The following is a 20,478-nucleotide window of genomic DNA, read 5'->3' as shown; positions in this document are numbered from 1 at the left end:
GCCCGCGGATCGCCCGCCGGCCCGCCCCGGCTAGGTAGGGTGTCATGGCCGATCATGAGGATGACGCGGCGCCGGAGGGAGGTGTGAGCAGAAGTGGTGTCGGTGCCCACGGGGTTGCGCCCCAGCGCCGTCCCCGGCGTGCGGCTGCCCGCGCTGGCCGACCAGGTCGGCGCGGTGATGGCCGGCCCGGACCGGCGCGCTGCCGTCCCCGACGTCACCGTCACCGGCGTGACCCTGCGCGCCCAGGACGTGCTGCCCGGCGACCTGTTCGCCGCGCTGCCCGGTGCGACGACGCACGGCGCCCGGCACGCCGCCGAGGCGATCGAGCGCGGCGCGGTCGCGGTGCTCACCGATGCCGCGGGTGTCGCGCAGCTGACCGGCGGCCGGACCACGCCGACGCTGCTGCACCCCAGGCCCCGCAGCGTGCTCGGGGAGCTGGCCGCCGCCGTGTACGCGCACCCGTCCGAGCGGCTGACCGTCATCGGCATCACCGGCACGTCCGGCAAGACGACCACGACGTATCTGGTCGAATCGGGTCTGCGCGCCGCCGGCCGCACGGCGGGGCTGATCGGCACGGTCGGCATCCGCATCGACGGCGCCGACATCCCCAGCGCGCTGACCACCCCGGAGGCCCCCGCCCTGCAGGCGCTGCTGGCCGCGATGGCCGAACAGCGGGTGGACACCGTCGTCATGGAGGTCTCCAGCCACGCGCTGGCGTTGGGCCGGGTGGACGGAACCCGTTTCGCGGTCGGCGGTTTCACCAACCTGTCGCGTGACCACCTCGACTTTCACCCCACCATGGCCGACTACTTCGAGGCCAAGGCCTTGCTGTTCGACCCGAACTCCCCGCTGCGGGCGCACCGCGCCGTGGTGTGCATCGACGACGAGGCCGGGCGCGAAATGGCTGCCCGCGCCGGTGATGCGGTCACCGTCAGCGCCGAGGGACAACCGGCGCACTGGCGGGCCGTCGAGGTGGCGCCGCTGGGGACCGGGGGACAGCAGTTCACCGTGATCGATCCCGCCGGCGTCCAGCACCGGGCGGGCATTCGGCTGCCCGGCCACTATAACGTCGCCAATTGCCTTGTGGCGCTGGCACTTCTGGATGCAGTGGGAGTGTCCCCGGAGCAGGCGGCGCCGGGACTGCTGCAGACCAGGGTGCCCGGCCGGATGGAGGAGATCGACGCCGGCCAGGACTTTCTGGCGCTGGTCGACTACGCCCACAAGCCGGGCGCGTTGCGCGCGGTGCTGAGCAGCCTCAAGCGCCCGGATCGCCGGCTGGCGGTGGTGTTCGGCGCCGGGGGCGAGCGCGACCCGGGCAAACGGGCGCCGATGGGCGCGACCGCCGCCGAGCTCGCCGACCTGGTGGTCGTCACCGACGACAATCCGCGCGGTGAGGACCCCGCGGCGATCCGCCGCGAAATCCTGGCCGGTGCCACCGAAAGTGGTTGCGCCGCAGAGGTTATCGAGATCGGCGACCGGCGTGCGGCGATCCGCCACGCCGTTGCCTGGGCGGGACCGGGCGACGTGGTGCTGGTCGCGGGCAAGGGTCATGAGACCGGGCAGCGCACCGGCGAGCACACCCGCCCGTTCGACGACCGGGTGGAGCTGGCCGAGGCGCTGCGCGAGGTCGTCGGGCCTCGAAAGGCGCAGGGATGATCGACCTGACCGTCGCCCAGATCGCCGACATCGTCGGCGGCACCCTGGCCGACATCACCGCACCGGACGCCGCGCGCCGGCGCGTCACCGGCACCGTCGAATTCGACTCGCGCGCCGTCGGGCCCGGCGGGTTGTTCCTGGCGCTGCCCGGGGCGCGCACCGACGGGCATGACCACGCGGAGTCCGCGGTGGCCGCCGGTGCGGTCGCCGTGCTGGCCGCCCGGCCCGTCGGCGTCCCCGCCATCGTCGCGCCGCCGGTGGATGCCGCGGACGCGCTGGCCGGGGTGCTCGAGCACGACGCCGACGGGTCCGGTGCCGCGGTGCTGGCGGCGCTGGCCAAGCTCGCCCGGGCGGTGGCCGCCGAGCTGGTCGCCGGCGGGCTGACCATCGTCGGGATCACCGGATCGTCGGGCAAGACGTCGACCAAGGACCTGGTCGCGGCGGTGCTGGCGCCGCTGGGTGAGGTGGTGGCCCCGCCCGGGTCGTTCAACAACGAGCTGGGGCATCCCTGGACGGTGCTGCGCGCCACGGCCGACACCGACTACCTGGTTCTCGAGATGTCGGCACGCCACCCCGGCAACATCGCCGCGCTCGCCGAAATCGCCCCGCCGGCCGTGGGGGTGGTGCTCAACGTCGGCACCGCACACCTGGGCGAGTTCGGCTCGCGGGAAGCCATCGCACGCACCAAATCCGAACTGCCGCAATCGGTTCCAGCGTCCGGCGTGGTGGTCCTCAACGTCGACGACCCCACCGTGGCGGCCATGGCCGAGGTGACCGCCGCCCGGGTGGTCAGGGTCAGCCGCGCCGAGCACACCGAGGCCGGCCCCAGCGACGTGTGGGCCGGGCCGGTGTCGCTGGACGAGTTGGCCCGGCCGGGGTTCACGCTGTATCACAGCCACGCCGGTGGGACACGACAGGCGCGGGTGCAACTCGGCGTCTCCGGCGACCACCAGGTCGGCAACGCGCTGTGCGCGGCCGCGGTTGCGTTGGAGTGCGGCGCGACGGTCGAGCAGGTGGTGGCCGCGCTCGCCGGGGCGGGCCCGGTGTCGCGGCACCGGATGCAGGTCAGCACCCGCGGCGACGGCGTCACGGTGATCGACGACGCCTACAACGCCAATCCCGATTCGATGCGGGCCGGGCTGCAGGCCCTGGCCTGGATCGCCCGCGGCGGGGCGGAACCGGGCGCCCCGGCCCGGCGCAGCTGGGCGGTGCTGGGCGAGATGGCCGAACTCGGCGACGACGCGATCGCCGAACATGATCGCATCGGCCGGCTGGCGGTGCGCTTAGATGTGTCTCGACTCGTTGTCGTGGGAACTGGGAGGTCGGTGAGCGCCATGCACCACGGTGCGGTCATGGAGGGTTCCTGGGGTTCGGCCGACAAGGGAGCCGTCAACGTGCCCGACGCCGAGGCGGCGCTTGAGCTCTTGCGGGCCGAGCTGCAACCCGGTGACGTGGTGCTGGTCAAGGCATCCAACGCGGCCGGGCTGGGCGCACTCGCCGACGCGCTGGCCCGTGACGATCGCGAGGACGACTTACCCGGCGGGCCCCGCCGATGAGACAGATCCTCATCGCCGTCGCCATCGCGCTGACCGTGTCGATCCTGTTGACCCCGGCGCTGATCCGGTTGTTCACCCGGCAGGGTTTCGGTCACCACACCCGCGAGGACGGCCCGCCCACCCACCACGCCAAGCGGGGCACGCCGTCGATGGGCGGGGTGGCGATCATCGCGGGCATCTGGGCCGGCTATCTGGGAACGCACCTGGCTGGGCTGGCCTTCGACGGCGAGGGCATCTCCGCGTCGGGGCTGCTGGTGCTGAGCCTGGCCACCGTGCTCGGCATCGTCGGATTCCTCGACGACCTGATCAAGATCCGCAGGTCGCGCAACTTGGGCCTGAACAAGACCGCCAAGACCATCGGGCAGGTCGCGGCCGCGGTGCTGTTCGGTGTGCTGGCGTTGGGATTCCGCAACGCCAACGGCCTGACGCCGGCCAGCGCCGACCTGTCCTACGTGCGCGAGATCGCCACCGTCACGCTGGCGCCCGGGCTGTTCGTGTTGTTCTGCGTGGTGGTCGTCAGCGCCTGGTCCAACGCGGTCAACTTCACCGACGGCCTGGACGGGCTGGCCGCCGGCAGCATGGCGATGGTCACCGCGGCCTACGTGCTGATCACGTTCTGGCAGTACCGCAACGCGTGCGTCACCGCGCCCGGGCTGGGCTGCTACAACGTGCGGGACCCGCTGGATTTGGCGATCGTCGCCGCCGCCACCGCGGGCGCCTGCATCGGCTTTCTGTGGTGGAATGCCGCGCCCGCCAAGATTTTCATGGGCGACACCGGATCGCTGGCCCTGGGCGGCATCATCGCCGGCATCTCGGTCACCAGCCGCACCGAGATCCTCGCCGTCGTGCTGGGCTCGCTGTTCGTCGCCGAGGTGAGCTCGGTTGTGTTGCAGATCTTGACCTTTCGCACCACCGGGCGACGGGTCTTCCGGATGGCGCCGTTTCACCACCATTTCGAGCTGGCGGGCTGGGCCGAGACCACCGTCATCATCCGGTTCTGGTTGCTCACCGCGATCGCCTGCGGCCTGGGCGTGGCCCTGTTCTACGGTGAGTGGCTGGCCGCGATCGGTGCCTGATGAGTGCTGCTGAGCCGGCCCTGGCCCCGCTGTCGCCGGGGGCGCCGGTGCTGGTGGCCGGCGGCGGGATCACCGGCAGGGCGGTGCTGGCGGCGCTGAGGAGATTCGGCGCGGCGCCGACCGTGTGCGACGACGACCCCGCCACCTTGCGCGGATACGTGGACTCCGGAGTCGACACCGTCTCCACATCGGCGGCCGCCGAACGGATTTCGCGCTATGCCCTGGTGGTCACCAGCCCCGGGTTCGCGCCGACCGCACCGCTACCGCTCGCCGCCGCCGCGGCGGGGGTGCCCGTGTGGGGGGACGTGGAGCTGGCCTGGCGCCTCGACGCCGCCGGACACTACGGGCCGCCGCGCCGCTGGCTGGTGGTCACGGGGACGAACGGCAAGACCACCACCACGTCGATGCTGCACGCCATGCTGACCGCGGCGGGCCGGCGAAGTCTGTTGTGCGGCAACATCGGTAGCCCGGTGCTCGACGTGCTCGACCAACCTGCCGAGCTGCTGGCCGTCGAGCTGTCCAGCTTCCAACTGCATTGGGCGCCCTCGCTGCGGCCGGAGGGGGGAGCGGTGCTCAACATCGCCGAAGACCACCTCGACTGGCACGGCACGCTGGCCGACTACGCCGCGGCCAAGGCCCGGGTGCTCGACGGCCGGGTGGCCGTCGTCGGGCTGGACGACAGCCGGGCCGCGGCGCTGCTGAGCACCGCCCGGGCGCCGGTGCGGGTCGGTTTCCGGCTGGGCGAGCCGGCCGCCGGGGAGCTCGGTGTGCGCGGCGGCCAGCTCGTCGACCGCGCCTTCGCCGACGACCTGACCCTGCTGCCGGTCGACTCGATCCCGGTGCCCGGACCGGTCGGAGTGCTCGACGCCCTGGCCGCCGCCGCGCTGGCGCGCTGCGTGGACGTGCCTGCATCGCCCATCGCCGAGGCGATCGTCTCCTTCCGGGTGGGCCGGCACCGGGCCGAGGTGGTGGCCGTCGCCGACGGGATCACCTACGTCGACGACTCCAAGGCCACCAATCCCCACGCCGCCGAGGCCTCCGTGCTGGCCTATCCCCGCGTGGTGTGGATCGCCGGGGGGCTGCTGAAGGGCGCGTCGGTCGACGCCGAGGTGGCCAGGATGGCGTCCCGGCTGGTCGGCGCGGTGCTCATCGGCCGAGATCGGCGAGAGGTTGCAGAGGCGTTATCGCGACACGCGCCGGATGTCCCCGTCGTCCACGTTGTGACAGGCGAGGATGCTGGTATGGATGCGACGCCTGTGGTGTTTGGTGCCAATGTGACAAAAGTGAAACATTTGGACGGGGATCTCGGCGCTGCGGTCATGAGCGCGGCGGTGGCCGCCGCCCGTGACCTGGCCAAGCCCGGTGACACCGTCCTGCTGGCACCGGCGGGCGCGTCGTTCGACCAATTCGCCGGGTACGCCGACCGGGGCGACGCGTTCGCGGCCGCGGTGCGCACGGCCATACGGTAGGGCGGGGCGTGGGTAACGCACTGACCCGGCTGCTGGGCCGGGGTAAGAACACCACCAAGACCGCCGAGCCGGCCGACGACGACGGCGCGGCGGCCGAAACCGACGCCGTCCCGGACGGCGCGCCGGAGGCCGCCGACGAGCAGGACCAGCAGGCCACCGACGAGTCCACGAAGGCGTCCCAGAAGGCGTCCAAGAAGGCCTCCACGGAGGCCTCCAAAAAGGAGTCCACGAAGGCGCCGAAGGACAAGCCGAAGGACGGGAGCTCGCACAGCCGGTTCGGGGCCTGGCTCAGCCGGCCGATGACGTCGTTTCACCTCATCATCGCCATCGCGGGGCTGCTGACCACGCTGGGTCTGATCATGGTGCTCTCGGCGTCCGGGGTGCGCTCCTACGACGCCGACGGGTCGGCCTGGGTGATCTTCGGCAAGCAGGTGCTGTGGACGGTGATCGGGCTGATCGCCTGCTACGCCTCGCTGCGGATGTCGGTGCGGTTCATCCGGCGCGTCGCGTTCACCGGCTACGTCGTCACCGTCATCCTGCTGGTGCTGGTGCTGGTGCCCGGGATCGGCAACCTGGCCAACGGATCGCGTAAGTGGTTCGTCGTCGCCGGGTTTTCCATGCAGCCCTCCGAGCTGGCCAAGATCGCCTTCGCCATCTGGGGCGCGCACATGCTGGCGGCCCGCCGCCTGGACCGGGCCAGCCTGCGTGAGCTGTTGATCCCGCTGGTGCCGGCCGCGGTGATCGCGCTGGCGCTGATCGTGGCGCAGCCCGACCTCGGGCAGACGGTTTCGCTGGGCATCATCCTGCTGGCCCTGCTGTGGTACGCCGGCCTGCCGCTGCGGGTGTTCATCACCTCGCTGCTGGCGGTGTTCATGGCCGGCGCGGTCCTGGCGATGTCGGCCGGATACCGCTCCGACCGGGTGCGGTCCTGGATGAACCCGGAGAACGACCCGCAGGACACCGGTTATCAGGCCCGGCAGGCGAAATTCGCGCTGGCCCACGGCGGGATCTTCGGCGACGGGCTCGGGCAGGGCGTAGCGAAATGGAATTACCTGCCCAACGCGCACAACGACTTCATCTTCGCGATCATCGGCGAGGAGCTCGGCTTCATCGGCGCCTTCGGGCTGCTGGTGCTGTTCGGCCTGTTCGCCTACACCGGGATGCGGATCGCCCGCCGCTCGGCCGACCCGTTCCTGCGGCTGTTGACGGCCACCACCACGATGTGGGTGCTGGGCCAGGCGTTCATCAACATCGGTTACGTGATCGGCATCCTGCCGGTCACCGGCATTCAGCTGCCACTCATCTCCGCGGGTGGAACATCCACGGCGGCAACGCTTTTCATGATCGGGATCATGGCCAATGCGGCCCGTCACGAGCCCGAGGCGGTGGCCGCGCTGCGCGCCGGCCGCGACGACAAGGTGAACCGGCTGCTGCGACTGCCGCTGCCCGAGCCGTATTCGCCGACGCGGCTGGAGGCGTTCCGCGATCGCAAGCGGACCGGTCCGCAGCAGGCCCCGAAATCGGCCCCGAAATCGCGCCCGGCGCCGCGCAAGGGCGCCAAGCCGGCCGGGCGCAAGCCCACCCGCAACGCCGGCCGCAACGCCACCCGCAATGCCGGCTTCCATGCCGACGCGCCGCTGCCGCCCCCGCTGCCCCGCACGGCCGGCCGGGCGGGCCGCCAATCTGGGGGTAACACGCGCGCCCGGGCAAGGCATCATGGATCTGGCCAGCGCTATGCCAGTCTGGGAGCCAACTCCGGAGCAAACCCGGTAGCCAGTTCGCGCGCCGGCCAGCGTCAGCCACGGCGCGCACGGGCATTGGAAGGTCAGCGTTACGGGTGAACGACACGGTCAAGAAGCCGACCGGCGGGCGGGGGGACGATCCTCTGCCCGCCGGTGCCGCGTTGTCGGCCGTTGCACCTCATGAGCCGGTGTCGGTGGTGCTGGCCGGCGGCGGCACCGCCGGCCACGTCGAGCCGGCGATGGCCGTCGCCGACGCGCTGAAGGCCCTCGACCCAAACGTCCGGATCACCGCGCTGGGCACCGCGCGCGGGCTGGAGACCCGGCTGGTGCCCGAGCGCGGCTATGACCTCGAGCTCATCACGCCGGTGCCGCTGCCGCGCAAGCCCACCGGCGACCTGGCCCGGCTGCCGTCGCGGGTGTGGCGGGCGGTGCGCGAAACCCGGGCCGTGCTCCACGCCGTGGACGCCGACGTGGTGATCGGATTCGGCGGCTACGTGGCCCTGCCGGCCTACCTGGCCGCCCGCGGCGTCTCACCGCGCAAGCCCCGGGTGCCGGTGGTGATCCATGAGGCCAACGCCAGCGCCGGGCTGGCCAACCGGGTGGGCGCCCGCACCGCGCAGCGGGTGCTGTCCGCGGTGCCCGATTGCGGCCTGCCCGGCGCCGAGGTGGTCGGCGTCCCGGTGCGCGAGGCCATCACCTCGCTGGACCGCGCGGCGCTGCGCGCCGAGGCGCGTCGGCACTTCGGATTCGCCGACGACGCCCGGGTGTTGCTGGTGTTCGGCGGCTCGCAGGGCGCGGCCTCGCTGAACCGGGCGGTGTCCGGCGCCGCCGCGCAGCTGGCCGCCGCCGGCGTGTCCGTGCTGCACGCGCACGGCCCCAAAAACACGCTCGACCTGCGCGAACCGCAGCCCGGCGACCCGCCCTACGTGGCGGTGCCCTACCTGGACCGAATGGACCTGGCCTACGCGGCCGCCGACCTGGTGATCTGCCGGTCCGGGGCGATGACGGTCGCCGAGGTGTCGGCGGTGGGGTTGCCGGCCATCTACGTGCCGCTGCCGATCGGCAACGGCGAACAGCGGCTCAACGCGCTGCCGGTGGTCAACGCCGGCGGCGGCATGGTGGTCGCCGACGCCGACCTGACGCCGGAGTTGGTCGCCCGGGAGGTGGCCGGCCTGGTGGGCGACCCGCCGCGGCTGGCGGCGATGACGACGGCCGCCGCGCGGGTCGGGCATCCCGACGCCGCGCGCCGGGTCGCCCAGGCGGCGCTGGACATCGGCAGAACGGCGCGGCTCGCCCGCGGCGCGACCGAGGGCAGGCCGTGACCACCGACCAGCTGCCCGCCGAGCTGGAACGGGTGCACATGGTCGGCATCGGGGGAGCCGGCATGTCGGGCATCGCCCGCATCCTGCTCGACCGCGGCGGCCTGGTGTCCGGCTCGGACGCCAAGGAGTCGCGCGGCATCCACGCGCTGCGCGCCCGCGGCGCCCAGATCCGCATCGGGCACGACGCGTCGTCGCTGGATCTGCTGCCCGGCGGCCCCACCGCGGTGATCACCACCCACGCCGCCATCCCGAAAACCAACCCCGAACTCGTCGAGGCGCGGCGGCGCGGCATTCCGGTGATCCTGCGGCCGGCCGTGCTGGCCAAGCTGATGGACGGCCGCACCACCCTGATGGTGACTGGCACGCACGGCAAGACGACGACGACCTCGATGCTGATCGTCGCGCTGCAGCACTGCGGGCGCGACCCGTCCTTCGCGGTCGGCGGCGAGATGGGGGAGGCCGGGACCAACGCCCACCACGGCAGCGGCGACTGCTTCGTCGCCGAGGCCGACGAAAGCGACGGCTCGCTGCTGGAGTACACGCCCGACGTCGCGGTGGTCACCAACATCGAGACCGACCACCTGGACTTCTACGGCAGCGCCGACGCCTACGTCGCGGTGTTCGACGCGTTCGTGGAGCGGCTGGCCCCCGGCGGCGCGCTGGTGGTGTGCGTCGACGACCCGGGCGCGGCCGCGCTGGCCCGGCGCACCGCCGAACTCGGAATTCGGGTGCTGCGCTACGGATCCGGGTCGCACGGCCAAGCCCCGTCCGGCGAACCGCTGGCCGCCACCCTGGTGTCCTGGCAGCAGCAGGGTACCGAGGCGGTCGCCCAGATCCGGCTGGCCGGCGAGCAGCAACACCCGCTGGTGATGCGGCTCTCGGTGCCGGGGCGGCACATGGCGCTCAACGCGCTGGGCGCGCTGCTCGCGGCGATCGAGATCGGCGCGCCGACCGAGGCGGTGCTGGACGGGCTGGCCGGCTTCGAGGGGGTGCGCCGCCGCTTCGAACTGGTCGGCACCGCCGGTGGGTCGGCCCCCAGCTCGACGGTGCGGGTGTTCGACGACTACGCCCATCACCCCACCGAGATCGCCGCCACGCTGGCGGCGGTGCGCACCCTGCTCGAACAGAGCGGCGGTGGTCGCAGCATCGCGGTGTTCCAGCCCCATTTATATTCGCGCACAAAGGCTTTCGCCGAGGAGTTCGGTCACGCCCTGGACGCCGCGGACGAGGTTTTCGTGCTGGACGTCTACGGCGCGCGCGAACAGCCGCTGGCCGGTGTCAGCGGAGCCAGCGTCGCCGAGCACGTCAGCGTGCCGGTGCGCTACCTGCCGGACTTCTCCGCGGCCGCCGAGCAGGTCGCCGCGGCCGCCGCGCCCGGCGATGTCATCGTCACCATGGGGGCCGGCGACGTCACGCTGCTGGGCCCCGAGATCGTCACCGCGCTGCGGGTGCGGGCCAACCGCGGTGCGCCGGGGGCGTTGCGATGACGCAGCCGGACCCCGAACCGACCGGGTCGGGCCCGGCCGACGTGGTGGGCGAGGCCGTCACCGAACCGCTGTTCGTCGGCACCGGCCCGCAGCAGCGCGCCGATGGCGGCGCGGAGCAGGCCGAGGTGGAGGGGCCGCGCCGGCGGGCCCGCCGCGAGCGAGCCGAACGCCGCGCCGCGCAGGCCCGGGCCATGGCCATCGAGGAGGCGCGCCGCGAGGCCAAGCGCAGGGCCGCCGGGCGGCCGGTCAACCAGCCCAAACCCGTTGCACGCGGCGTGGTTCGGGGCCTGAAGATGTTGATGGTGACCATCCTGCTGGTGATCGTCGGGATCGGTCTGGCCCTGGTCCTCTACTTCACGCCGGCGATGTCGGCGCGCAACATCGTCGTCGTCGGCACCGGCGTGGTGACCCGGGAGGAAGTGCTGGACGCGGCGCGGGTGCGGCTGGGCACGCCGCTGCTGCAGATCGACACCGGCCAGGTCGCCGACCGGGTGGCGGCGATCCGGCGGGTGGCCAGCGCACGCGTGCAGCGCCAGTACCCGTCCGCGCTGCGGATCACCATCGTCGAACGAATCCCGGTGGCGGTCAAAGACTTTCCTGACGGGCCGCACCTGTTCGACCGCGACGGCGTGGACTTCGCGACCGGGCCGCCGCCGCCGGCGCTGCCCTACCTCGACGTCGCCGACCCGGGGCCCAACGACCCGGCGACCAAGGCCGCCCTGCAGGTGCTGACCGCGCTGCGGCCCGAGGTCGAGGGTCAGGTGGGCCGGATCGCGGCGCCCTCGGTGGCGTCGATCACCCTGACCCTGGGCGACGGCCGGGTGGTGATCTGGGGGACCACCGACCGCACCGACGAGAAGGCCGAGAAGCTGGCGGCGCTGCTGACCCAGCCGGGCAAGACCTACGACGTGTCCAGCCCCGACCTGCCGACGGTCAAGTAGCGATGTTCGTCACGCCCGCGCTGCCGGGATCCGCCATACCCAGCGCTCACCGCCGCCGCGGTGGGAAAAATGCCCAAAATTTGCGGGACGCGCGTCGGCGCGCCTGCCGGGTTAGCGCGCTCCGTGCCCATACCGTTCTGGTTGCGCGGAACTACTTGACATAACTCTAACTCTATGGTTGAGGTTGAGGGTTTGCCGGGAGGGCCGCCGACGTCCGGAGGAGCCCACCGCCGGGAGAGCAGCCAAGCCCATCAGGGAGGAAGACGAATGATGACCCCCCCGCACAACTACCTGGCCGTCATCAAGGTCGTGGGTATCGGTGGCGGCGGCGTCAACGCCGTCAACCGGATGATCGAACAGGGACTCAAGGGCGTGGAGTTCATCGCGATCAACACCGACGCGCAAGCGCTGTTGATGAGCGATGCCGACGTCAAACTCGACGTCGGGCGCGACTCCACCCGCGGCCTGGGCGCCGGCGCGGACCCCGAGGTCGGCCGCAAGGCCGCCGAGGACGCCAAGGACGAGATCGAGGAGCTGCTGCGCGGCGCCGACATGGTGTTCGTCACCGCCGGCGAGGGCGGCGGCACCGGGACCGGCGGGGCGCCCGTCGTCGCCAGCATCGCGCGCAAGCTCGGCGCTTTGACCGTGGGCGTGGTCACCCGGCCGTTCTCGTTCGAGGGCAAGCGGCGCAGCAACCAGGCCGAGGCGGGCATCAACGCGCTGCGGGAGAGCTGCGACACCCTGATCGTCATCCCCAACGACCGGCTGCTGCAGATGGGCGACGCGGCCGTGTCACTGATGGACGCCTTCCGCAGCGCCGACGAGGTGCTGCTCAACGGTGTGCAGGGCATCACCGACCTGATCACCACGCCGGGGCTGATCAACGTCGACTTCGCCGACGTCAAGGGCATCATGTCCGGCGCGGGCACCGCGCTGATGGGCATCGGCTCGGCCCGCGGCGAGGGCCGCTCGCTCAAGGCCGCCGAGATCGCCATCAACTCGCCGCTGCTGGAGGCCTCGATGGAGGGTGCGCAGGGCGTGCTGATGTCCATCGCCGGCGGCAGCGACCTGGGGCTGTTCGAGATCAACGAGGCGGCCTCGCTGGTGCAGGACGCCGCCCACCAGGACGCCAACATCATCTTCGGCACCGTGATCGACGATTCGCTGGGCGACGAGGTGCGGGTCACCGTCATCGCGGCCGGCTTCGACGCCGCCGGGCCGGGGCGCAAGCCGGTGATCGGCGGCAGCGCCGACAAGGGGGAGAAGACCGGCGGCGCGCACCGGATCGAGTCGGCGAAGGCGGGCAAGCTCACCTCGACGTTGTTCGAGCCGGTCGACGCGGTCAGCGTGCCGATCCACACCAACGGCTCGACGCTGAATATCGGCGGCGAGGACGACGACGTGGATGTGCCGCCTTTCATGCGCCGCTGAGGCCATGGACTCGACCCGCCTGGCGGACAAGCGCTTTGCGGATACTGGTCACGTGAGCGTTCGCATCCGCCGGGTGACGACCACCCGCGCCGGTGGTGTCTCCAAGCCCCCGTTCGACAGTTTCAACCTGGGCGACCACGTCGGCGACGACCCGGCGGCGGTGGCCGCCAACCGGGCCCGGCTGGCGGCCGCCCTCGGGCTCAAGACCGAACGCGTGGTGTGGATGAACCAGGTGCACGGCGACCGGGTCGAGGTGGTCCACGGGCCCCGCGACGGCGCGGTGGACGCGACCGACGCGCTGGTCACCGGCACCGCGCGGCTGGCGCTGGCCGTGGTGACCGCCGACTGCGTTCCGGTGCTGCTGGCCGACGCCCGCGCTGGGGTGGCCGCGGCCGTGCACGCCGGTCGGGTCGGGGCCCAGCGCGGCGTGGTGGTGCGCACGGTGGAGGCGATGCGGGCGCTGGGCGCGCAACCCGCCGACATGTCGGCCCTGCTCGGCCCGGCGGTCAGCGGCGCCAACTACGAAGTGCCGGCGGCAATGGCCGACGAGGTCGAGGCGGCGCTGCCGGGCAGCCGCACCACCACCGCGGCCGGAACGCCCGGACTGGATCTGCGGGCCGGAATCGCTTGCCAGCTAAGGGAATTGGGTGTCACCGCAATCGACGTCGATCCGCGGTGCACGGTGGCCGACCCGGCATTGTTCAGTCATCGCCGCGACGCGCCGACCGGACGGTTGGCCTCCCTGATCTGGATGGAGTGACGGCGATGACGGCAGGGACACCGGCCCCGGACAGCGCCGGCGACCGCGAAACGGAATTGACGCACGCCCTGGCGGCGGTGCGCTCGCGGCTGGCGGCGGCCGCCGAGGCGGCGGGCCGCAATGTCGCGGAAATCGAAGTGCTGCCGGTCACCAAATTCTTCCCGGCGACCGATGTCGTGACGTTGTCTCGATTGGGTTGTCGCGCCGTCGGCGAATCGCGCGACCAGGAAGCGACGGCGAAGGTGGCCGAAGTCACGCGCCTGTTGGCGACGTCCGCGCGGACGAATGTGGCGATTCCGCGCTGGCACATGGTGGGCCACATCCAGCGGAACAAGGCCCGGTCGGTGGCCCGCTGGGCGCACACCGCGCACTCGGTCGACAGCACCCACCTGGTGTCCGCGCTCGACCGGGGAGTGGCGGCGGCCCTGGCCGACGGCGGCCGCACCGACCCGATGCGGGTGTACGTCCAGGTCAGCCTCGACGGCGACGAGTCGCGCGGCGGCGTGGACATCTCCCGGCCCGGGGCCGTCGACGAGGTGTGCGCGCAGGTCGCGGCGGCGAACAACCTGGACCTGATCGGGTTGATGGCCATCCCGCCGCTGAACTCCGATCCCGACGAGGCGTTTGACCGGCTGCAATCCGAGCATCGGCGGGTGCTCGAGACGCATCGCAACGCGGTGGGGCTGTCCGCCGGCATGTCCGACGACTTCGAAATTGCCGTCAAACACGGTTCGACATGTGTGCGTGTCGGTACCGCGCTATTGGGCCGTCGCCCGTTACCGTCACCGTAAGTAGTCACTGCAGTAACAGCTTCATCACTAACACCAGCAATCTCAGGGGCTAGAAGGGTCAACGCAATGAGCACACTGCACAAAGTCAAGGCGTATTTCGGGATGGCCCCAATGGACGACTACGAAGACGAGTACTACGACGACCGCGCGCCGTCCCGCGGTTTCCCGCGGCCGCGATTCGACGACGGGTACGGCCGCTACGACGGTGACGACTACGACGACCCGCGCCGCGAGCCGGCCGACTACCCACCGCCCGCCGGCTACCGCGGCGGCTACGCCGAGGAGTCGCGCTACGGTGCCGTCCACCCGCGCGAGTTCGAGCGCCCCGAGATGGGCCGGCCGCGGTTCGGCTCCTGGCTGCGCAACTCCACCCGCGGCGCGCTGGCGATGGACCCGCGCCGGATGGCGATGATGTTCGAAGAGGGCCACCCGCTGTCGAAGATCACCACGCTGCGGCCCAAGGACTACAGCGAGGCCCGCACCATCGGCGAGCGGTTCCGCGACGGCACCCCGGTCATCATGGACCTGGTCTCGATGGACAACGCCGACGCCAAGCGGCTCGTCGACTTCGCGGCCGGGCTGGCGTTCGCGCTGCGCGGCTCCTTCGACAAGGTCGCCACCAAGGTGTTCCTGCTCTCACCCGCCGACGTCGACGTGTCGCCGGAGGAGCGCCGCCGGATCGCCGAAACCGGTTTCTACGCATACCAATAACCTCGACCGCCCGGCGCCGCCGCCGGCGGCGCGATGCCCCGTCGGACCAGGTGAGATGGGGCATCGCGCCCGGAGTCGGTAGGCTGGCAGGCGCCGCGCAGGTCCGCGGCGCTTGGCTCTCATCCGCCAGGTCATCGGCAAGGTCATCGGTAAGGTCGGGGCACTTCAGTTGGTGTTGTTCTTTCAGATTCTCGGGTTTGCGCTGTTCATCTTCTGGCTGCTGCTCATCGCCCGGGTCGTCGTCGAATTCATCCGCTCGTTCAGCCGGGACTGGCATCCCACGGGGATCACCGTGGTGGTGCTGGAGATCATCATGTCGATCACCGATCCGCCGGTGAAGCTGCTGCGCCGGCTGATCCCGCAACTGACCATCGGAGCGGTTCGCTTCGACCTGTCGATCATGGTGCTGCTGCTGGTCGCGTTCATCGGGATGCAGTTGGCGTTCGGCGCGGCGGCCTGATCCGATCCTGATCCGGCTTGTCCCGCGCGGCGCCGTTCAGCGGGGTGACGTGGGGCCGGATTCCGGCCCGGAGACGGTTCGGCCACGTTTTAGCGTCGGTTTGGTTCCGCCGATTTAAAAATTCTAAGGTTTCGGATTTTATTGGCCTCACTGTTTGAAATTGGTTCTTATTTATTGGGCTAATCGGCGACCGTCGCGCCTGGTGTGACAGGATGGACGGCAGTTGCACGACGGCTACCACTGCGTTCTACACTTTCCAGAACGTTCGACAGGAACTTGAGGGGACGAAACAATGCCGCTTACACCAGCCGACGTCCACAATGTGGCGTTCAGTAAGCCACCGATCGGCAAGCGGGGCTACAACGAAGACGAGGTGGATGCCTTCCTCGATCTGGTGGAAGCCGAGCTGACGCGACTCATCGAAGAGAACAGCGACCTGCGGCAACGGATCGAAGAGCTGGATCAGGAGCTCGCCGCCGGTGGCGGTGCCGCCGCGCCGGCCGCCGCCGCGCCCACTCAGGCCATTCCTGTCGCCGAGCCCGAGCCGGTCAAGGCCGCGCCGGCCGCCGCCGTCAGCAACGAGGAGCAGGCCATCAAGGCCGCGCGGGTGCTGAGCCTGGCCCAGGACACCGCCGACCGGCTGACCAGCACGGCGCAGGCCGAGTCGGAGAAGATGCTGGCCGATGCGCGGGCCAACGCCGACCAGATCCTCAGCGAGGCCCGCAGCACCGCCGAGACCACGGTCGCCGAGGCCCGGCAGCGCGCCGACGCGATGCTGGCCGACGCGCAGGCCCGCTCGGAGGCCCAGTTGCGTCAGGCCCAGGAGAAGGCCGACGCCCTGCAGGCCGACGCCGAACGCAAGCATTCCGAGATCATGGGCACCATCAACCAGCAGCGCACGGTGCTGGAAGGCCGCCTCGAGCAGCTGCGCACCTTCGAACGCGAATACCGCACCCGGCTCAAGACCTACCTGGAGTCCCAGCTCGAGGAGCTCGGCCAGCGCGGCTCGGCCGCGCCGGTGGATTCCAGCGCGGATGCGGGCGGGTTCGACCAGTTCAACCGGGGCAACAACTAGCCGCTGACTGGGCTCTGAGTCGTGCCGGTCACGCGCCGAGCTTCGGGGTTGGCACACTAGGTCTGAAACAAGGTCTGCAAGACCGCGGTCCCGCTCGTCGCCTGGAGGATGACTGATGCTCATCATTGCGCTGGTATTGGCCCTGATCGGGCTTGTCGCGTTGGTGTTCGCGGTCGTCACCAGCAACGAGCTGGTCGCCTGGGTGTGCATCGCCGCCAGCGTGGTGGGCGTGGTGCTGTTGATCCTCGACGCGCTGCGGGAGCGCCAGCAGCGCGACCTGGGCGGTGACGAGGCCCACGAGGACGCTGACGAGGACGCGGACGAGGCGGGCGCCGACGAGGACGACTTCGTCGACTATCCCGAGGATGCCCCCACCGAAAGCACTGCCGACGCCACCGAAAGCACCGAAGCCACCGAGCCGTCCGATCACTCGGATCAGTCGGATCAGTCAGGGCAGGCCGGGCGGTCCGAGGAATCCGCCGTCCCAGCCGACGGCCGCGGCGACGAGGCCACGCACTGACGTTCCGCGCGCTCAGCCGGTCGGTGTGGCCAGCAGCTCACGCACCTCGTCGTCGCTGACCTGGTGAAAGTCGCCGTACACCTGCCCGACGGCCTCGAATCCCGGCGGCGTGCTCAGGCACACCACCTCGTCGGCCTCGCGGCCCAGCTCGCGGCAGGCCGACTCCGGTCCCACCGGCACGGCCACGACTATCGATCTGGGCGTCGCGCCGGTCGGGCCGGACCTCAACGCGCGCACCGCGGCCAGCATGCTGGCGCCGGTGGCGATCCCGTCGTCGACCAGGATCACGACCTTGTCCCGCAGGTCGGCCATCGGGCGATCGCCCCGGTAGGCGTGCTCGCGCCGCGCCAGTTCGGCCGTCTCGCTGTCGATCACCGCGCGCACCTGCTCGTCGGTGATGCGCAGGCTGCTCACTACGTCGTCGTTCATCACCACGCCGCCGCCGCTGGCCAAGGCGCCCATCGCCAGCTCCGACCAGTTCGGCACCCCGAGCTTGCGCACCAAAAACACGTCCAGCGGGGCGTGCAGCGCCGCGGCGATCTCCCAGGCCACCGGCAGGCCGCCGCGGGCCAGCCCGAACACCAGCACGTCGCCGCGGTTGCGGTAGCCCATCAGCTCCCCGGCCAGCGCGCGCCCGGCCTCACGGCGGTCGCGAAAACTGCGCATCGCCGTTCGCCGGAGAAAGCCGTTCGGTCGGTTCATCGGTGGTGTCCCAAAGGTGTCTTCCAAGCCTACTGGCAGCTACGCCCACGCATCGGCGAGCCGGCCTCGCTGCCGTCGTTCCAGGGGATGGCGCCGACGGCCGGCAACATGTCGACCCGGCGACCGGACAGGTCGTGGCGCACCCGCACGGTCCGGTCGACGAGTCGGATGTCGCATTCGCCGGGGCCGTCGCGAAGGGTGTTGTGCAGCTTGGTGTTTCGTAGCATCACCCACTTGTCGAGCTTGTTGTCGGCCATGGGGATAACGCTTTCGGATGTCGCCTGCTCGGCCGGTTACCCGATCGGCCGGCCCTCACACGCGCAGGGTGCATCGGCAGCGAGAAAGCTCTGGAACAAGACGAAAAACATGTGTGATCGCGGCGTCGCCGCTCAACGCACTCCATCGGCTCGCTCGCCTCAGTGGTGTGTCCGAGGGGGGACTTGAACCCCCACGCCCATTAGTAGGGCACTAGCACCTCAAGCTAGCGCGTCTGCCATTCCGCCACTCGGACAAGACCAACCGGCATGGGTTGGCAGCTAAGGCTATCGGATTGCCGGCCGCTAACCCAATCCAGCTGCTCGGGCCCGGGCCCGGGAGCCCTCCGGCAATGGTAGGAAAGGAGGTTGTGACCATCCAGAGCGGGGCGAGCGAGGTGACGGCCAACCCGAGCGACGACGTCGTCGAGGTGGTCAGCACCCTGATCCGGTTCGACACCACCAACACCGGCGAACCGGAGACCACCAAGGGCGAGGCCCAGTGCGCGCAGTGGGTCGCCGAGCAGCTGGCCGCGGTGGGCTATGCGCCGCATTACGTCGAGTCCGGCGCGCCGGGCCGCGGCAATGTGTTCGTCCGCCTGCCGGGTGCCGACAGTTCGCGCGGCGCGCTGCTGATCCACGGGCATCTCGACGTGGTGCCGGCCGAGCCGACCGAGTGGAGCGTGCACCCGTTCTCCGGTGCGGTCAAGGACGGTTTCGTCTGGGGCCGCGGCGCGGTCGACATGAAGGACATGGTCGGCATGATGATCGTGGTGGCCCGGCACCTGAAGCGGGCCGGCATCGTGCCGCCGCGCGACCTGGTGTTCGCGTTCATCGCCGACGAGGAGCACGGCGGGACGTTCGGCGCGCAGTGGCTGGTCGACAACCGGCCGGAGCTGTTCGCCGGGGTCACCGAAGCGATCGGCGAGGTGGGCGGCTTCTCGCTGACCGTGCCGCGCCGCGACGGCGGCGAGCGTCGGCTCTATTTGATCGAGACGGCCGAAAAGGGGCTGTCGTGGATGAAGCTCACCGCCCGCGGCCCGGCCGGGCACGGGTCAATGGTGCACGACCAAAACGCCGTCACCGCCGTCGCCGAGGCCGTCGCCCGGCTGGGCCGCCATCAGTTTCCGCTGGTGCTGACCGACACCGTCAACCAGTTCCTGGCCGCGGTCAGCGAGGAGACCGGACTGACGTTCGACACCCAATCGGGCGACCTGCGCGGCGTGGTCGAAAAGCTGGGCCCGATGGCGCGCATGCTCAAGGCCGTGCTGCACGACACCGCCAACCCCACCATGCTCAAGGCCGGGTACAAGGCCAACGTCGTCCCGGCGATCGCCGAGGCGGTGGTGGACTGCCGGATCCTGCCGGGCCGCAAGGCGGCGTTCGAGGCCGAGATCGACGAGCTGATCGGGCCGGACGTGACGCGGGAATGGATCAAGGACTTCTCGTCCTATGAGACCGGCTTCGACGGCGACCTGGTCGACGCCATGAACGACGCCGTGCTGGCGCTGGACCCCGACGCCCGCACCGTGCCGTATATGCTGTCCGGCGGTACGGACGCGAAATCCTTTGCGCGCTTGGGTATTCGCTGTTTCGGTTTCAGTCCGCTGCGGTTGCCGCCCGACCTGGATTTCACCGCATTGTTCCATGGTGTCGATGAGCGGGTACCCATCGATGCGCTGCGGTTCGGCACCGACGTGCTGACCCACTTCCTGACCCACTGCTAGTTGACCGACGCAAGCCGATCACACGAGAGGACCGCCATGAGCACAGCTCCTGACCCGTACGCATCGCTGCCCAAGCTGCCGACCTTCACGCTGACCTCGCAATCGCTGACCGACGGTGGAACCCTGGCCAAGCCCCAGGTCAGCGGGATCATGGGCGCCGGCGGGGAAGACGTCAGCCCGCAGCTGAGCTGGTCGGGTTTCCCGGCCGAGACCCGCAGCTTCGCCGTCAGCGTCTACGACCCCGACGCCCCGACGGCCTCCGGGTTCTGGCACTGGGCGGTGGCCAACCTGCCGGCCGACGTCACCGAGCTGCCCGCCGGTGCCGGCGACGGCAGCAATCTGCCCGGCGACGCGCTCACCCTGGTCAACGACGCCGGGCAGCGCCGCTACATCGGGGCGGCGCCGCCGCCCGGACACGGCCCGCACCGCTACTACATCGCCGTGCACGCCGTGGACACCGAAAAGCTGGACCTGCCCGAGGACGCCAGCCCGGCCTTCCTCGGGTTCAACCTGTTCCAGCACGCCATCGCGCGCGCCGTCATCCACGGCACCTACGAGCAGAAGTAGGTCAGCACCCCGGCCGCTGCCGCCGTTCCGGGCGCCCCGGCCGCTCCGGGCGCTCGGTGCGCGGAATCACTTGCGCCACATTCGTCCCGGTGTTCCCAGGGCGGCGGCGTGTTGCCTCACGTCAAGATGCGCGCGTGGGGCTCATGGTTGCCTCATTTGAGGGTGCGCGCGTAGCGGCACGGGCGTTGGTTGTGGGTCCGGCTTTGCCGGAGGTCAGGGTGAGGAGTTGGT

At 71.0% G+C, this 20,478-nt stretch carries 18 protein-coding genes, 1 tRNA gene and 1 pseudogene; 17 read left to right on the top strand and 3 right to left on the bottom strand.

From position 1 onward, the window contains the following. Positions 1-93: 93 nt before the first annotated feature. The 15 genes from H7I87_RS12735 to H7I87_RS12665 all read left to right on the top strand — a co-directional run bounded on the left by H7I87_RS12735 (position 94) and on the right by H7I87_RS12665 (position 16,997). Positions 94-1,656, top strand: a complete 1,563-nt coding sequence (locus H7I87_RS12735; protein ID WP_062890820.1) for a UDP-N-acetylmuramoyl-L-alanyl-D-glutamate--2,6-diaminopimelate ligase — start codon at positions 94-96, stop codon at positions 1,654-1,656. Then, positions 1,653-3,212 carry a UDP-N-acetylmuramoyl-tripeptide--D-alanyl-D-alanine ligase gene (locus tag H7I87_RS12730; protein WP_063967027.1) on the top strand — a complete coding sequence of 520 codons (1,560 nt, stop codon included), beginning with the start codon at positions 1,653-1,655 and terminating at the stop codon, positions 3,210-3,212. Before H7I87_RS12735 ends, H7I87_RS12730 begins: the two co-directional genes overlap by 4 nt. Continuing rightward, complete coding sequence (mraY, locus tag H7I87_RS12725; RefSeq protein ID WP_009976557.1) at positions 3,209-4,288, top strand: phospho-N-acetylmuramoyl-pentapeptide-transferase; 1,080 nt, start codon at positions 3,209-3,211, stop codon at positions 4,286-4,288. Before H7I87_RS12730 ends, mraY begins: the two co-directional genes overlap by 4 nt. After that, positions 4,288-5,757 carry a UDP-N-acetylmuramoyl-L-alanine--D-glutamate ligase gene (gene murD, locus H7I87_RS12720; protein ID WP_033726857.1) on the top strand — a complete coding sequence of 490 codons (1,470 nt, stop codon included), beginning with the start codon at positions 4,288-4,290 and terminating at the stop codon, positions 5,755-5,757. Before mraY ends, murD begins: the two co-directional genes overlap by 1 nt. An 8-nt stretch (positions 5,758-5,765) precedes the next feature. Beyond that, positions 5,766-7,598 carry a putative lipid II flippase FtsW gene (gene ftsW, locus H7I87_RS12715; protein ID WP_033726858.1) on the top strand — a complete coding sequence of 611 codons (1,833 nt, stop codon included), beginning with the start codon at positions 5,766-5,768 and terminating at the stop codon, positions 7,596-7,598. After that, positions 7,595-8,821, top strand: coding sequence for an undecaprenyldiphospho-muramoylpentapeptide beta-N-acetylglucosaminyltransferase (murG, locus tag H7I87_RS12710; protein WP_033726859.1), 1,227 nt, complete (start codon positions 7,595-7,597; stop codon positions 8,819-8,821). The genes ftsW and murG overlap by 4 nt, the downstream gene beginning before the upstream one ends. Then, complete coding sequence (murC, locus tag H7I87_RS12705; protein WP_023869060.1) at positions 8,818-10,308, top strand: UDP-N-acetylmuramate--L-alanine ligase; 1,491 nt, start codon at positions 8,818-8,820, stop codon at positions 10,306-10,308. Before murG ends, murC begins: the two co-directional genes overlap by 4 nt. Next, positions 10,305-11,249: a cell division protein FtsQ/DivIB gene (locus H7I87_RS12700; protein WP_009976564.1), complete on the top strand. Its 945-nt coding sequence runs from the start codon at positions 10,305-10,307 to the stop codon at positions 11,247-11,249. The genes murC and H7I87_RS12700 overlap by 4 nt, the downstream gene beginning before the upstream one ends. A gap of 270 nt (positions 11,250-11,519) precedes the next feature. Beyond that, positions 11,520-12,680, top strand: coding sequence for a cell division protein FtsZ (gene ftsZ, locus H7I87_RS12695; protein WP_003872223.1), 1,161 nt, complete (start codon positions 11,520-11,522; stop codon positions 12,678-12,680). 52 nt (positions 12,681-12,732) lie between these two features. Further along, the gene (gene pgeF, locus H7I87_RS12690; RefSeq protein ID WP_033726861.1) at positions 12,733-13,440 is read left to right on the top strand and encodes a peptidoglycan editing factor PgeF; all 708 of its coding nucleotides are present in this window, start codon (positions 12,733-12,735) and stop codon (positions 13,438-13,440) included. 5 nt (positions 13,441-13,445) lie between these two features. Beyond that, complete coding sequence (locus tag H7I87_RS12685) at positions 13,446-14,231, top strand: YggS family pyridoxal phosphate-dependent enzyme (protein WP_033726879.1); 786 nt, start codon at positions 13,446-13,448, stop codon at positions 14,229-14,231. A 66-nt stretch (positions 14,232-14,297) separates the two neighbouring features. Continuing rightward, entirely contained in the window at positions 14,298-14,942 is a 645-nt protein-coding gene (locus H7I87_RS12680) for a cell division protein SepF (RefSeq protein ID WP_003872220.1), read from the top strand. A 169-nt stretch (positions 14,943-15,111) separates the two neighbouring features. Further along, positions 15,112-15,402, top strand: coding sequence for a YggT family protein (locus H7I87_RS12675; protein WP_003878110.1), 291 nt, complete (start codon positions 15,112-15,114; stop codon positions 15,400-15,402). A gap of 292 nt (positions 15,403-15,694) precedes the next feature. Next, positions 15,695-16,477, top strand: a complete 783-nt coding sequence (gene wag31 / locus H7I87_RS12670) for a DivIVA-like cell division protein Wag31 (protein WP_003872218.1) — start codon at positions 15,695-15,697, stop codon at positions 16,475-16,477. A 115-nt stretch (positions 16,478-16,592) separates the two neighbouring features. Next, entirely contained in the window at positions 16,593-16,997 is a 405-nt protein-coding gene (locus H7I87_RS12665) for a phage holin family protein (RefSeq protein WP_033726863.1), read from the top strand. Between the two features lie 12 nt (positions 16,998-17,009). Here the strand turns inward: H7I87_RS12665 and H7I87_RS12660 are convergent. From H7I87_RS12660 to H7I87_RS12650, 3 genes and pseudogenes are all read right to left on the bottom strand, one after another. Further along, a pseudogene (locus H7I87_RS12660) lies at positions 17,010-17,702 on the bottom strand (phosphoribosyltransferase); the annotation flags it as partial. A 26-nt stretch (positions 17,703-17,728) separates the two neighbouring features. Further along, positions 17,729-17,956, bottom strand: coding sequence for a crotonobetainyl-CoA--carnitine CoA-transferase (locus tag H7I87_RS12655; protein WP_009976574.1), 228 nt, complete (start codon positions 17,954-17,956; stop codon positions 17,729-17,731). 168 nt (positions 17,957-18,124) lie between these two features. Continuing rightward, positions 18,125-18,210 (bottom strand) — tRNA-Leu (locus tag H7I87_RS12650). Between the two features lie 114 nt (positions 18,211-18,324). On the opposite strand from H7I87_RS12650, the gene H7I87_RS12645 reads away from it, so the two are divergent. Both H7I87_RS12645 and H7I87_RS12640 read left to right on the top strand, forming a co-directional pair. Next, on the top strand, positions 18,325-19,680 hold the full coding sequence (locus H7I87_RS12645; RefSeq protein ID WP_033726864.1) for a M20/M25/M40 family metallo-hydrolase: 1,356 nt from the start codon (positions 18,325-18,327) through the stop codon (positions 19,678-19,680). Positions 19,681-19,716: 36 nt separating this feature from the next. Further along, complete coding sequence (locus H7I87_RS12640) at positions 19,717-20,247, top strand: YbhB/YbcL family Raf kinase inhibitor-like protein (RefSeq protein ID WP_033719759.1); 531 nt, start codon at positions 19,717-19,719, stop codon at positions 20,245-20,247. Positions 20,248-20,478 lie beyond the last annotated feature (231 nt).

The sequence above is a fragment of the Mycobacterium timonense genome (assembly GCF_025821985.1).
Classification (GTDB): Bacteria; Actinomycetota; Actinomycetes; order Mycobacteriales; family Mycobacteriaceae; genus Mycobacterium; species Mycobacterium avium.
This window is presented reverse-complemented; position numbering and strand designations above follow the sequence as displayed.